The organism is Lacinutrix gracilariae (assembly GCF_042684485.1).
Classification (GTDB): domain Bacteria; phylum Bacteroidota; class Bacteroidia; order Flavobacteriales; family Flavobacteriaceae; genus Oceanihabitans; species Oceanihabitans gracilariae.
Genome location: NZ_JBHULM010000007.1, coordinates 162,386 through 176,458 on the forward strand (window position 1 = coordinate 162,386; position 14,073 = coordinate 176,458).

At 31.9% G+C, this 14,073-nt stretch carries 13 protein-coding genes; 10 read left to right on the forward strand and 3 right to left on the reverse strand.

The window, feature by feature from the left end; translation table 11 throughout:
• Positions 1 to 4: 4 nt before the first annotated feature.
• Complete coding sequence (gene bshA / locus ACFSSB_RS03640) at positions 5 to 1,144, forward strand: N-acetyl-alpha-D-glucosaminyl L-malate synthase BshA (protein WP_379901067.1); 1,140 nt, start codon at positions 5 to 7, stop codon at positions 1,142 to 1,144.
• A 153-nt stretch (positions 1,145 to 1,297) separates the two neighbouring features.
• Here bshA and ACFSSB_RS03645 read toward each other — a convergent pair whose 3' ends face one another.
• On the reverse strand, positions 1,298 to 1,789 hold the full coding sequence (locus ACFSSB_RS03645; protein ID WP_379901069.1) for a hypothetical protein: 492 nt from the start codon (positions 1,787 to 1,789) through the stop codon (positions 1,298 to 1,300).
• 110 nt (positions 1,790 to 1,899) lie between these two features.
• Here ACFSSB_RS03645 and ACFSSB_RS03650 point away from each other — a divergent pair, with 110 nt between their 5' ends.
• Entirely contained in the window at positions 1,900 to 4,815 is a 2,916-nt protein-coding gene (locus ACFSSB_RS03650) for an FAD-binding and (Fe-S)-binding domain-containing protein (protein ID WP_379901071.1), read from the forward strand.
• Here the strand turns inward: ACFSSB_RS03650 and ACFSSB_RS03655 are convergent.
• A complete protein-coding gene (locus ACFSSB_RS03655; protein WP_379901074.1) occupies positions 4,807 to 5,655 on the reverse strand; it encodes a UDP-2,3-diacylglucosamine diphosphatase in 849 nt (282 codons plus the stop codon). The genes ACFSSB_RS03650 and ACFSSB_RS03655 overlap by 9 nt on opposite strands.
• Positions 5,656 to 5,850: 195 nt before the next feature.
• Here ACFSSB_RS03655 and aroC point away from each other — a divergent pair, with 195 nt between their 5' ends.
• From aroC to ACFSSB_RS03695, 8 genes are all read left to right on the forward strand, one after another.
• Positions 5,851 to 6,912, forward strand: coding sequence for a chorismate synthase (gene aroC, locus ACFSSB_RS03660; RefSeq protein WP_379901076.1), 1,062 nt, complete (start codon positions 5,851 to 5,853; stop codon positions 6,910 to 6,912).
• Positions 6,913 to 7,071: 159 nt separating this feature from the next.
• Positions 7,072 to 8,397, forward strand: coding sequence for a dicarboxylate/amino acid:cation symporter (locus ACFSSB_RS03665; RefSeq protein WP_379901078.1), 1,326 nt, complete (start codon positions 7,072 to 7,074; stop codon positions 8,395 to 8,397).
• A 148-nt stretch (positions 8,398 to 8,545) separates the two neighbouring features.
• Positions 8,546 to 9,583 carry a glutathione synthase gene (gene gshB, locus ACFSSB_RS03670; protein ID WP_379901080.1) on the forward strand — a complete coding sequence of 346 codons (1,038 nt, stop codon included), beginning with the start codon at positions 8,546 to 8,548 and terminating at the stop codon, positions 9,581 to 9,583.
• Between the two features lie 63 nt (positions 9,584 to 9,646).
• Positions 9,647 to 10,813 (forward strand): sulfurtransferase, encoded by a 1,167-nt coding sequence (locus tag ACFSSB_RS03675; protein WP_379901082.1) that lies wholly within the window; start codon positions 9,647 to 9,649, stop codon positions 10,811 to 10,813.
• Positions 10,813 to 11,640: an N-formylglutamate amidohydrolase gene (locus ACFSSB_RS03680; protein ID WP_379901084.1), complete on the forward strand. Its 828-nt coding sequence runs from the start codon at positions 10,813 to 10,815 to the stop codon at positions 11,638 to 11,640. Before ACFSSB_RS03675 ends, ACFSSB_RS03680 begins: the two co-directional genes overlap by 1 nt.
• Positions 11,641 to 11,647: 7 nt before the next feature.
• Positions 11,648 to 12,805 carry a flavohemoglobin expression-modulating QEGLA motif protein gene (locus ACFSSB_RS03685; protein WP_379901086.1) on the forward strand — a complete coding sequence of 386 codons (1,158 nt, stop codon included), beginning with the start codon at positions 11,648 to 11,650 and terminating at the stop codon, positions 12,803 to 12,805.
• 126 nt (positions 12,806 to 12,931) lie between these two features.
• The gene (locus tag ACFSSB_RS03690) at positions 12,932 to 13,198 is read left to right on the forward strand and encodes a hypothetical protein (RefSeq protein WP_379901088.1); all 267 of its coding nucleotides are present in this window, start codon (positions 12,932 to 12,934) and stop codon (positions 13,196 to 13,198) included.
• A 30-nt stretch (positions 13,199 to 13,228) separates the two neighbouring features.
• On the forward strand, positions 13,229 to 13,606 hold the full coding sequence (locus tag ACFSSB_RS03695) for a hypothetical protein (protein WP_379901090.1): 378 nt from the start codon (positions 13,229 to 13,231) through the stop codon (positions 13,604 to 13,606).
• Between the two features lie 5 nt (positions 13,607 to 13,611).
• On the opposite strand, the gene ACFSSB_RS03700 is transcribed toward ACFSSB_RS03695, so the two are convergent.
• Complete coding sequence (locus ACFSSB_RS03700) at positions 13,612 to 14,031, reverse strand: thiol-disulfide oxidoreductase DCC family protein (RefSeq protein ID WP_379901092.1); 420 nt, start codon at positions 14,029 to 14,031, stop codon at positions 13,612 to 13,614.
• Between the last annotated feature and the right edge of the window lie 42 nt (positions 14,032 to 14,073).

The window sequence follows — 14,073 nt, forward strand, 5'->3', positions numbered from 1 at the left end:
AATAATGAAAATAGGAATTGTTTGTTATCCAACATTTGGAGGAAGTGGAGTAGTAGCCACAGAACTAGGTATAGAATTATCTAAACGTGGTCATGAAATTCATTTTATTACCTACAACCAACCTGTACGTTTAGAGTTGTTGAGTAACAATGTACATTATCATGAAGTAAATGTACCAGAATATCCTTTGTTTCATTACCAACCTTATGAACTAGCATTGTCTAGTAAATTGGTCGATATGGTAAAGCTTCATAAAATTGAAGTTTTACATGTGCATTATGCTATTCCGCATGCTTATGCAGCTTATATGGCGCAAAAAATGTTGCGTGAAGAAAATATTTATGTTCCTATAGTTACAACACTTCATGGTACAGATATTACCCTTGTAGGTTCGCATCCTTTTTACAAAACAGCAGTAACTTTTAGTATTAATAAATCAGACGCTGTAACGGCAGTTTCTCAGAGTTTAAAAGAAGATACTTTACGTTTGTTTGATATTAAAAACGAAATTGATGTAGTTACTAATTTTATTGATGTTGGTAAGTATAATCATGGTTTTACAGATTGTCAGCGAGGTATGATGGCCAAAGAAGAAGAGAAAATAATTACACATATTAGTAATTTTAGACCTGTAAAACGAATTGAAGATATTGTAAAAGTATTTTACAACATTCAAAAAGAAATGCCAGCAAAACTAATGATGGTTGGTGAAGGTCCTGAAAAAGAAAAAGCAGAACTCTTATGTGATAAACTGGGTATTAGTGAAAAAGTAATCTTCTTTGGTCAAAGTAATGAAATAGATAAGATATTATGTTTTACCGATTTGTTTTTACTGCCTAGTGAAACTGAAAGTTTTGGTCTTGCAGCTTTAGAGGCTATGGTTTCTGGAGTTCCTGTAATATCTAGTAATACAGGAGGAATACCAGAAGTAAACAGAGAAGGAGTTACAGGATTTTTAAGTAATGTTGGTGATGTGGAAGAGATGTCTAAAAATGCCATTTATGTTTTAAGTGATGTTGAAAGACTACGTACTTTTAAAGAGAACGCTAGAAAAGAAGCCGAAAAATTCGACATACATAACATTGTGCCGCAATACGAAGCTATTTACCAAAGAACTTTAAGTAGATGTCTTATTAAAGACTAAGTTTTGCACGAGGAAAAAAAAACGGACTGAAAATTAATGTTGAAACCAGATTGCTTAACCAAGCAACTAATCCTACGCAAAACCGTTCTATTATATAACATAAAAAAAGCCACTTTCAATAAAAGTGGCTTTTTTTTATAATTTTCAAGTTGTTTAAAAAGTGTATCTAACACCAACACCAACATCTAAGTCTAAATCATCATTATCATATAAATCATCACCTAAACCAAATTCTGGTCTAATATCTAAAGATAACAGCAAAGGAAAATCAAACTTATATTCTACACCAACATCACCAGAAAGGTATACAAAAGAATCTCTATTGTAATTTCCATTGTTATTTTCAAATCGATAAGCGCCAAAACCAATTCCTGGTCCTGCATACCAATTAAAATTACCTTCTATGTTCCAGATCCATTGAAAAATACCTGTAAGTTTAACACCATCATAGTTTTTACCATCACTCCATCCAAAATCTACTTCCACTCTGTTTTTATCTAAAACTGCACGTTGGTAAGATATTTCTGCACCAAAACCACGACTGTCTCCTAAACGTAATCCAATAGCGTTTTCTGCAATCTCCTGAGCTGTAGTTGTTAATGTAAATCCGAATAAAGCAAATCCAATTAAAAATCTTGTTTTCATAAATTTCATTTTTTTATTAAAATAATAACGTTTTAATTTAATAATTATTGGCAAACTAACCGTAAATTTAAGGCATATTTAACTACCATTTCATTATTTAATATTCTACAATGAAAAATGCTTTAAAATCACTTCAAAGTCAGTTACTTGGTGATTTATATCATGATGATTTAATGCGTTCTATATACGCAACAGATGCTTCGGTTTACAGAAAATTACCTTTAGCAGTCGCTTTTCCTAAAAACGAAGAGGACATTAAATTACTTATTTCTTTTGCAAAAAAGAACAACACATCCTTAATACCTAGAACTGCAGGAACATCCTTAGCAGGACAATGTGTAGGTGAAGGTATTGTGGTTGATGTTTCTAGGCATTTTACTTCTATTATAAGTATTAACGAACAAGAAAAAACCGTTACTGTGCAACCAGGAGTTGTACGTGATGCGCTAAATAGTTATTTAAAACCGTATGGTTTGTTTTTTGGTCCAAACACTTCTACTTCTAATCGATGTATGATAGGAGGGATGGTTGGAAACAACTCGTCAGGAACCACATCTATTCAATATGGTGTTACACGTGATAAGGTTATAGAAATGCATACTATTTTAAGTGATGGTAGTGATGTTGTCTTTACGGAATTATCTTCAGAAGCATTTAAAGACAAAACAAAGCTAGATACTTTAGAAGGAAAAATCTATAAAAGCATTTATTCTGAATTGGCTTCGGAAACTGTGCAAGATCAAATTAAAAAAGAATTTCCAAATCCAGAAATACACAGAAGAAACACAGGTTATGCTGTAGACGAATTGATAAAAACAAATGTTTTTTCAGATTCAGACGCTAATTTTAATATGTGTAAATTACTTTCTGGTAGTGAAGGTACACTTGCATTTACCACACAAATCACTTTAAAACTAGATACGCTTCCGCCAACAGAAAGTATTATGGTTGCTGCACACTTTAACAGTATTGCAGATTGCTTAAAAAGTGTAGAAAACGTGATGCAACATAATTTGCATACTTGTGAAATGATGGATAAAACCATTTTAGATTTAACCAAACACAATAAAACACAGCAGGAAAACAGACAGTTTATTCAAGGCGATCCAGAAGCTATTTTAATGTGTGAAGTTCGCGGAAACAGTGTTGAAGATGCTAAAAACCAAGCAGAAGCACTTGTAAAATCTATAACCAAACAAGGTTTAAGCTATGCTAACCCATTGTTAATAGGTAGTGCAATTAATAAAGCGGTAGAATTACGAAAAGCAGGATTAGGTTTGTTGGGTAATATGATTGGTGATAAAAAAACCGTTGCATGTATTGAAGATACAGCAGTAGCATTACCAGATTTAGCTAATTATATTGAAGCTTTTTCTGCTTTAATGAAAAGTTATAATCAAAATGCAGTGTATTATGCGCATGCAGGAGCAGGAGAACTACATTTAAGACCTATTTTAAACCTAAAGAAAAAGGAAGACGTTGTTTTATTTAGAAAAATAACAACAGATGTGGCTAAGTTAGTAAAACAATACAATGGTTCTATGAGTGGCGAACATGGTGATGGTATTGTTCGTGCAGAATTTATTCCGTTAATGATTGGTGCTGCTAATTATGAAATTGTAAAACGAATAAAAGCTACTTTTGATGCAGATAACATTTTTAATCCTGGTAAGATTGTAGATGCGTATGCCATGGACGAAAATTTACGTTACCAAGCAGATCGTGTAGAGCCAGAAATTGAAACCTTATTAGATTTTTCACAATCACAAGGTATTCTTCGTGCTGCAGAAAAGTGTAATGGTTCTGGTGATTGTAGAAAACTTCCAGAATTTGGTGGTACCATGTGTCCTAGTTATCGTGCTACCAGAAATGAAAAAGATACCACTCGAGCAAGAGCAAATGCCTTGCGTGAATTTTTAACCAATTCTGATAAAGCTAATAAATTTGACCATCAAGAATTAAAACAGGTTTTTGATTTGTGTTTAAGTTGCAAAGCTTGTTCTAGCGAGTGTCCAAGTAGTGTAGATGTTGCTAGTTTAAAAGCGGAATTTTTATATCAATATCAAAAAGAAAATGGGGTTTCATTACGTACCAAATTGTTTGCTTATAACAATCAATTAAATCAATTGGGAAGTGTTTTTCCGAAGCTTACTAATTTTATGTTTTCTAACGGAATTACAGCTTCTTTATTAAAAAAATCTTTCGGAATTGCAGAAAAAAGAAACCTGCCTTTAATTTCAAGTAAAAGTTTAAGTAAATCATTTCAAAAACTTCAAAATAAGGAGGTTAATAAAAAATATGTTAAAACGGTTTATTTATTTAATGATGAGTTTACAAACTTTTTAGACACGCCAATAGGTATAGATGCTATTTACCTTTTACAGCAACTTAATTATAAGGTTTTACTTATAAATCATGAAGAATCTGGACGTACATTTTTATCTAAAGGTTTATTAAAACAAGCCCAAAAGGTAGCCACTAAAAACGTGGAAATTTTTAAAGATTTAATTACAGAAAACACACCTTTAATTGGTATTGAGCCTTCGGCAATTTTAACCTTTAAAGATGAATATATAAAACTTGTTGAGGATACCGTTTCTGCAGATAAGATTGCTAAAAACACTTTTTTAATAGAAGCTTTTCTTCAACAAGAAATAGCCTTAGGTAATATAAGCGCTTCGCAGTTTACTAAAGAAGCAAAAACCATTAAGTTTCATGGACATTGCCATCAAAAAGCACAAGACAACCAGTTGTCTAGTTTTACTATTTTAAATCTGCCAGAAAACTACAAAGTAACTATTATACCTAGTGGTTGTTGTGGTATGGCAGGAAGTTTTGGTTATGAAAAAGAACACTATGAGGTTAGTATGCAAATTGGAGAACAAACCTTATTTCCAGCAGTAAGAAAAGCGAGTAAAGAAACTATTATAGCTGCAAATGGTACTAGTTGTAGACATCAAATTAAAGATGGTACACAGCGTGAAGCAATGCATCCTGTGTCAATATTAAGAAATGCGTTACTTTGATTTTTTTGTATTTTGATCCACAATAGTTATTGCCGCAATTAAGTCCTTTATTTCCATTTCTTTAATGTCTTCATCGGCAAAAAAAGGAGATAGTTTGTCTTTGTTGTAGTTGTATATTTTCCAACGTTTAAATTGGTATTCAAGAGCTGTAAAATTTTCTACCCAATCGCCAGAATTTAAGTAGGTAGTTTTACCGTTTTTATTCGCTTTAATAATCATTTTTGGTTGGTGAATATGTCCGCAAATAACATAGTCATAGCCATTTTCTATAGCTAAATCGGTTGCTACTTCTTCAAAATCATTGACGTACTTAACTGCACCTTTTACACTGTTTTTTATTTTTTTAGAAAGCGAATAACGTTCTTTTCCTAAATTAACTAAGCACCAATTAATAAACCTGTTGATAACAATAAGTAAATCATAACCATAACCACCAAGTTTTGCTAGCCATTTTGCATTTTGAATAGATACGTCAAAAACATCACCATGAAAAAACCATGCTTTTTTGCCATCTAATTCGGTTACATATTTATCTACAATAGATATTTTACCAATATGCGAGTTGCTAAACTTTCGTAACATTTCATCGTGGTTACCAGTAATATAAATTACTTCGGTACCATTAGAAGCCATGGTAATAATTTTCTTAATTATTTTTAAATGTGATGAAGGAAAATAACGTTTGCTAAACTGCCAAATATCAATAATGTCACCATTTAAAATTAATTTTTTAGGCTCTATACTGTTTAGGTAGGTTAGTAATTGCTTGGCATGACAACCAAAAGTACCTAAATGCACATCAGATATTACAGCAATTTCAATTTTTCGTTTTATTTTCAAAACAACACTGTTTTAGTTTTATTAATAGTACAAATTACCATGTTATATGTTATTTAAATATTACCTGCTAATTATTTAATTAATAGCTTATTGTAAAGTTTATGTTATGTGATATTATGTATTAACTATGAATGCATTTTCATTTCTGTAATAATAGATTTACATTAGCAACAAATATTTATTATATACATTGTAATGGCTGGAAATTCTATAGGAAATATATTTAAAGTCACCACTTTTGGTGAATCTCACGGAATAGCAATTGGTGGAATTATTGATGGTTGCCCTTCAGGAATCGCATTAGATTTTGATGCTATTCAAAACGAGTTAAACCGAAGAAAACCAGGACAATCTGAAATTGTTACACAGCGTAAAGAACCAGATACAGTAGAGTTTCTTTCAGGTATTTTTGAAGGAGTAACCACAGGAACCTCTATAGGATTTACCATTAAAAACGCCAATCAGAAATCTAAAGATTATTCGCATATCAAAGACGTATATCGTCCTAGTCATGCCGATTATACTTATGACAAAAAGTATGGTGTTCGTGATTATAGAGGAGGAGGACGTAGTTCTGCGCGTGAAACAGCATGTAGAGTAGTTGCAGGAGCAATAGCTAAACAAGTACTAAAAGATGTAAAAATAAATGCATTTACCTCTTCGGTAGGTGAAATATTTATTGATAAACCATACCAAGATTTAGATTTTTCTAAAACCGAAACCAATATAGTACGTTGTCCTGATGAAAAAATAGCAGAACAAATGATTGCTAGAATTAAAGAAATTAGAAAACAAGGTGATACTATTGGTGGTACAGTAACTTGCGTGTTGCAAAATGTTCCTGTTGGTTTAGGAGAACCTGTTTTTGATAGACTACATGCAGAACTTGGTAAAGCCATGCTTTCTATAAACGCAGTTAAAGGTTTTGAATACGGAAGCGGTTTTTGTGGTGCAAAAATGAAAGGTAGTGAGCATAACGATTTGTTTAATGCAGACGGAAGCACAAAAACAAACCTTTCTGGTGGTATTCAAGGAGGAATAAGTAACGGAATGGATATTTATTTTCGTGTTGCTTTTAAACCTGTTGCTACCATTATGCAAAAGCAAGAAACAATCAATAGCGAAGGAGAAGTTGTAGAAATGCAAGGAAAAGGAAGACATGATCCTTGTGTGGTTCCTCGTGCTATACCAATAGTAGAAGCAATGGCTGCTATGGTTTTAACAGATTATTATTTGTTAAATAAAATGCATTCTTAAATTGCTATGAAACACAAGCCTTGGCATATAAAAAGTGCTTTTGGGTGTAATAAAGTACATAGAAAACAAATGCATTAAACCTATGTAGTATTGCTAGGTTTATAAAAATGGAAAAAATAAGTTTAATATAACAGGTTACTGCCTTCACTGGAAAAGTATATGAAGAAATTAGAACTACACTGGAAAATATTAATAGGAATGCTACTTGGTTTAGTATTTGGTTTTTTAATGTTACAAATATCTTGGGGAAAAGATTTTATAACAGACTGGATAAAACCACTAGGAACCATATTTGTAAAGCTTCTTAAACTTATTGCAGTTCCGTTAATTCTAGCTTCGCTTATTAAAGGTATATCTGATTTAAAAGACATTTCAAAATTTAAAAATATTGGTATTCGTACGATACTAACCTATATTTTAACTACTGTTATAGCTATTACCATTGGTTTGTTATTGGTAAATATTATTGCTCCTGGTGACGGAATTTCTGAAGAAACCATTAATAAACTTACAGAAACATACTCTAACAATAGTAGTGTACAAGCAAAGATAGCAGAAGCTTCAAGACAAAAAGATAGTGGTCCATTACAGTTTTTAGAAGATATGGTTCCAGAAAATGCATTTTCTGCAATGAGCAATAACAAGCTTATGTTGCAAGTAATTTTCTTTTCTATCTTTTTAGGATTATCCATGTTGCTTATTGGTGAAAAGCGAGCAGAACCAATGAAAAACTTCTTCGATTCCTTAAATGATATTGTTCTTAAAATGGTAGATTTAATCATGTTAACAGCGCCTATAGCTGTTTTTGCACTATTAGCAAATGTGGTTGTTTCTTCAGATGATCCGGACTTGTTATTAGCATTAGTAAAATATGCAGGAGTAGTGGTACTTGGATTAGCATTATTGGTTGTTTTTTACTGTGTGTTAGTAGCTACAGTAGCCAAGAAAAATCCGTTATGGTTTTTAAAAGAAATAAGTCCAGCGCAATTATTGGCATTTTCTACAAGTAGTAGTGCAGCAACTTTACCTGTAACTATGGAGCGTGTAGAAGAGCATATTGGTGTAGATAAAGAGGTGTCTAGTTTTGTGTTACCTGTAGGTGCTACCATAAATATGGATGGTACTAGTTTATACCAAGCTGTAGCAGCTGTTTTTATAGCACAAGCTTTAGCTTTTGATTTAAGTTTTGCCGACCAATTAACTATTGTACTTACGGCATTATTAGCATCTATTGGTAGTGCTGCAGTTCCTGGAGCAGGAATGGTAATGTTGGTAATTGTTTTAGAATCTATAGGCTTTCCAGCAGATAAATTAGCTATTGGTTTAGCGCTTATCTTTGCTGTAGACAGACCTTTAGATATGTGTAGAACAGTAATAAACGTAACAGGAGATGCTGCTGTTTCTATGATTGTAGCTAAATCTGTAGGTAAACTTGGAGAACCAAAAGTTAAAAATTGGGACGACAATTACGAAGAAGTAAAGTAAATACATTTCCCTTTTTATTTTAAAGATTTTAGTTTTTTATACTGCCTTTGTTGAAGTATCTATAATTATTATACCTAATTACTTTTTAGGTTTGTTTGGCGTAAAAATTATTTCTAAATTTATCTAAACCAACCTAAATTGAAAACGTATGAATGTTTGCTTTATAATGTATCCTTGGGAGGAGATTGATGCAGAAAATGATACCAGTTTATCCTTAATTAAAGAATGTGCAAAAAGAGGTCATGGTGTTGCCATGTGTACACCTGCTAACCTTACCATTAGAGATAGTGTTACCAGTGCTTTTTGTAATGTAATAGGTAGAATGGAAAAAGTGCCTAACTCTTTAAAAGCCTTTTATAATAAAGCAGTATTAAGAGAAGAAATGCTTCCGCTTGCTGGTTTTGATGCTATATTTTTTAGAGCAAACCCTCCTTTAGATCCTATCATGCTTAACTTTTTAGATTCTGTAAAAGACGATGTGTTTATTATAAACTCTATTGAAGGTATGCGTGAAGCAAATAATAAATTATACACAGCAGCTTTTGGTGATGCACACAGTAATATTATACCTAATACACATGTATCTAAAAACAAAAACTACTTAGTAAAACAGATTAAAGAATCTAAGGCAGATAAAATGATTATAAAACCACTAAATGGCTTTGGTGGTTCTGGTGTTATTCTTATTGAAAAATCGGCAATGAACAATATCAATTCGCTGTTAGATTTTTATATAAATAGCTCTGACGGAAGCTCTAACTACGTTATACTTCAAGATTATATTGAAGGTGCAGATCAAGGTGATGTACGTATATTATTATTGAATGGAGAGCCTGTTGGTGCCATGAAACGTATTCCTGGTAATGAAGATCATCGTTCTAATGTATCTGCAGGAGGAACCATTGCTAAGCACACACTTACTAAAGCTGAAAAAGCATTGTGCAAACAAATAGGACCTAAACTAGTAAAAGACGGACTCTATTTTGTAGGTATTGATGTTATTGGTGGAAAATTAGTAGAAGTAAATGTCATGTCGCCAGGCGGAATTACTTATATTAATAAAGTATACAAAAGCAAAATTAAAGTAGAAGAACGTGTTATTGACTTTTTAGAAAGCAAGGTATTAGATAAATTACAGGCTTTTGATAGACGTTCGCGTTTGCGTAAAACCGTAGAAGAGGCTTAGGGTTCAGTGTTCAGGATGCATTGAGCAGTATACAGTAAACCATTTTCAGTAATAAAAACAAATATGTCTAATATACAACTAGATCGTTCTATAGTTTCTGTAGATTGGTTGCATGACAATATACATGCTTCTAATCTTGTAATTTTAAATGCTACCATACCTAAAGTGGTTGTGGATAAAGATGCTTCTTCCGAAGGGTTTCAAATACCAAACACCTTATTTTTTGATATAAAAAAGAAGTTTAGTAATGTAGATGATGCTTTTCCTAGTGCATTTCCTTCCGAAGAAACTTTCACCAATTCCGCACAAGAGTTAGGCATAAATAAGGATGCAGCCATTGTTTTGTATGATGAAAAAGGCATTTATTCTAGCGCAAGAGCTTGGTGGTTGTTTAAAGCCTTTGGTCATGATAATGTAGCGGTTTTAAATGGAGGTTTTCCAGAATGGAAAAGAAAAAATTTCCCTATAGTAAACAAACAAGCACCCAAAACAACAGTTGGTAATTTTCAAGCAAAGCAACAAGAAAATTATATGGTGTTTTTTAAGGATATATTAAAAATTCAAGAAGATAGCAATTACACCATATTAGATGCTAGGTCTGCACAACGTTTTAACGGATTAGTAGCAGAGCCTAGAGAAGGATTACGAAGCGGAAACATACCGAATTCTAAAAACCTGCCATTTGAAGACCTTTTAAAAAACAAACAATTACTACCAAAAGAAGAAATACAAACCATTTTTAACCAAGTAACCAAGCAGCAAGAAAATCTTGTTTTTAGTTGTGGATCAGGTATTACAGCCTGTGTATTAGCACTAGCAGCAACAGAACTTGGTTATACAAACCTTCGTGTTTATGATGGCTCATGGACAGAATACGGAAGTTTAATTACAAATACTACAAACATGCATTGGACAAAAAACGAACTCGTTGCTTACACCTTATTATACGCTGCAAATTCAAACTTTGAAGAAGGTAATAAAGAGCGAAACCTAATCATTGAAAAAGTAAACATGCAAACGTTTCAAAAAATTCATGACGAGTTTGATGCAGATAATGACTACCAAAGCATACAAAAAATTCAAAAGGGCTTAGAAGAACATCAGTTTACTCAAAAAGATGTAGATAAGTTACTATTAGAAATAAAAAACCTGTTTTTTGCTGATGGTGATTTTGATATTTATGAGCGTATTATGTTTAGAAGTTTAAACAAATTATTAAGTGTAGAGTAATGCAAAAACTTAGTATAGCGCAAATAGTTTCTAAAATAGAAGCAGAAGAGTGTTTTCATGCAGTAGCTCAAGATTACTCTTTTACTCTTAAAATTGATTCTTATACACACTATGTTTGTGGTGCAGTACATGATGGTCATCAATTTAGAAAAGAACTTTGGGATAATTGTTTGCATAGTGAATATGAGCGTTGGTATGAAGAAGATCCAGAAACCAAAAACATGGTGCAATCGCATCCTATTGTAATTGCAGGAATGGATTCTAGATTTGAATACGATTTAAATCGTGACCCAGAAACAGCAATATATACAGATGCTTGGGGAAAACAACTTTGGAAACAACAACTACCTGAAAATATGGTAGCAAAAAGCTTAGAAAAGCATACCAATTTTTACCAAGTAGTACATGCGTTAATTAAAAAATTAGAGGAAAAGTTTGGCGTTTGTGTGGTATATGATATGCATAGCTACAACTGGAAACGTTGGACAAGAGAAGTACCAACATGGAATTTAGGAACCTCTAATGTAGATAATAATAGATTTGGTGAAGCTATTGAAACTTGGCGAAACAGTTTGAGTCAAATGCAACTACCTAACCATATAAAAAGCACTTCAAAAATTAACAATACCTTTCAAGGCAACGGTTATTTTTTAAAATATATCACCAATAATTTTAAAAATACATTAGTTTTGGCAACAGAAATAGCCAAAGTATACTGTGATGAGTACAAACAAATTCTTTATCCAGAAGTGGTAGCTGCTGTTGAAAAAGAGTTACAGAGCAGACTGCCAGAACATGCAGCGGCATTTTACAAAAAACACAGATAGTTTTTATATGAATGCAGTAAATTCAAGCACAAAGGCCTTACTAAAAATAGACAATCGAATAGACGAACTTGTCAAGAAGATTGAACTTTTAAGCTATGTAAATCCTACAAATATTGAAACCGAAAAAGAGAAATTCTTTTCTAGTAAATATTTAACAGATCCTGTGTTTACCTATCCTTCAATAAATTTTGATCGTTTTAAACTACATCGTGAATTGTTTGCACAACCTATTGAGCAAATTGAAGATCTAGAAATTAGACAATTATATGAAGATATTATTTACGCTTATTCTGGACTTATTGCATGTATTGAAACTATTGGCGAAGGAAAAAAGTTCTATTACAATTCTTTACATTCTTTTGGAACACCAACCGAAGCAGACGTAGAAAATGCTAAGTTTATTCTTCATTTCAAAGGAGAAGATGCTCATGACGAACAATTTCTTCCGAAGTACAGGACAGAAGAAACTCAAGAAAAATTTCGCGAATATTCTACACGTTATGACTTTAGTTATCATATAAAGCTATCGGATAAAATGAGTGCTATTGCTATGGTTTTAAATAATATTCAAACCTTAGTGATTAATAAAAATCACGTTTTTTCTGAAAATGAAATAGAAGTATTAACCAATCATGAAATTGGTGTACATATGGTTACAGCTATTAATGGTATGTTACATCCTTTAAAGATTTTTTCTCATGGTTTTCCTAATTACGAAGAAACACAAGAAGGCTTGGCTGTTTTTTCAGAGTACATGAGCAATAATCTTACTGTTAACAGATTAAAAGAATTAGCCTATCGTGTAATTGCTGTAGATGGTTTAGCAAAAGGATATTCGTTTTCAAGAACCTTTAGAGAGCTGCACAACCAATATGATTTAGATAGAGAAACTGCTTTTTATATTACGTTAAGAGCGCATAGAGGAGGAGGTTTTACTAAAGATTACTTGTATTTATCAGGATTGAAAAAAGTGTACAATTATTACAAACAAGGTAAAGATTTAAAGCTTTTACTTACCGGAAAAATATCTTTATCGTATTTAAATTCTATTGCGTCTCTTCATGATAAAGGACTTTCTGTTCCTGCAAAACACATTACAGATTCTTACTTACAAAACAAGAATAGCAACAAAACCATTGAGTATATTTTAGATAACTTGAAATAAGCGTGTAGTTTAACGGATTTTTTTACACCTAATTATTACTTATCTAGTTTTACGGTTGTATACCGATTTAATTTTAGTGCCTTTTATACTACGTATATCTTTGTAGTGTTAATAATATTTAGTCACATGAAATTAGTACCTTTTTTATCTTTATTTGTTTTTTCAATCTTTTCAGTATCTGCTCAAGATTTAGAAATAGATACTACTTTACAAGCAATTTCTACACCTACAGAAATTACTTCTATTGCTTTAGAAAATGAGATTGAAATACCTGTTCTTTTTGACGAAAATACTATAGCAAGAAAAAAATCTTACAAGTATATTATTGAAAACACACTTTCTGGAAGAAAAGATTTAATCTTTAAAACCAAAAAAATCAATACTATTTGTTAATAACAACCTACCTACTTTAAACAAATTAACATGCAAAAGCCCTTCAAATCTAGCCTAATATTACTTTTTACTGTACTATCTACATTATTTTCTTGTAGTTCTGATGCAGATGATACTGAAAATACTACCAATGCCTTAGTTGGTGTATGGCAACGTATCGATTCTACTTCTAGTTTTGAAAACAAGTTTGTTTTTAACGCTGATAATTCTGGAATACAAATCTCTTCAGAAACCAATATAGATGATACAGCAATTTCTAATGCTACTTCTTTAGAGTGGATTTCTGCTAATAATCAATTGCAATTACTAATTCATGAAGTGATTGAAACTCCTTATTATTTTAATGCAGAAGGACAGTTGGTTTTAAGCGCTATTTCAGAGATTCCTTATACCAGAATCGAAGAATAGAAAGCTTAATCTAAAAACTTAGCTTTTAGTTCAGGAGTTGGTATCATACAAGCTTCTTTTTTACCATACCATCTATATCTGTTTTTAGCAATATAATCATACACGCCATTACGTATAAAGGTAGGCACCAACAAAAACACAGCCATTATATTATTAGGAAAACCTAAATGTTTTGCTATATGTAAGGCAGCAGTAGATTTTACTTGCAAACCATTTGGGTTGGAGAAGAGTAGTAAAGAATCTGTTTTTACAGGATCTATATTGTACTTTTTTATAATGCTTTTACCAATTTCACTTTGTAAAGGCGCAAAACGAAACCTATCTTTTTTATCGTGTTTTATAACATATTGTACAGTGCTATTGCATAGATTGCAAACACCATCAAATAAAATAAGTTTTTTATGTTTTGGTAATTGGTTCATCATATTTTTCACAAAAGTAGAACGGTTTTGTATTGGTTTTTAATA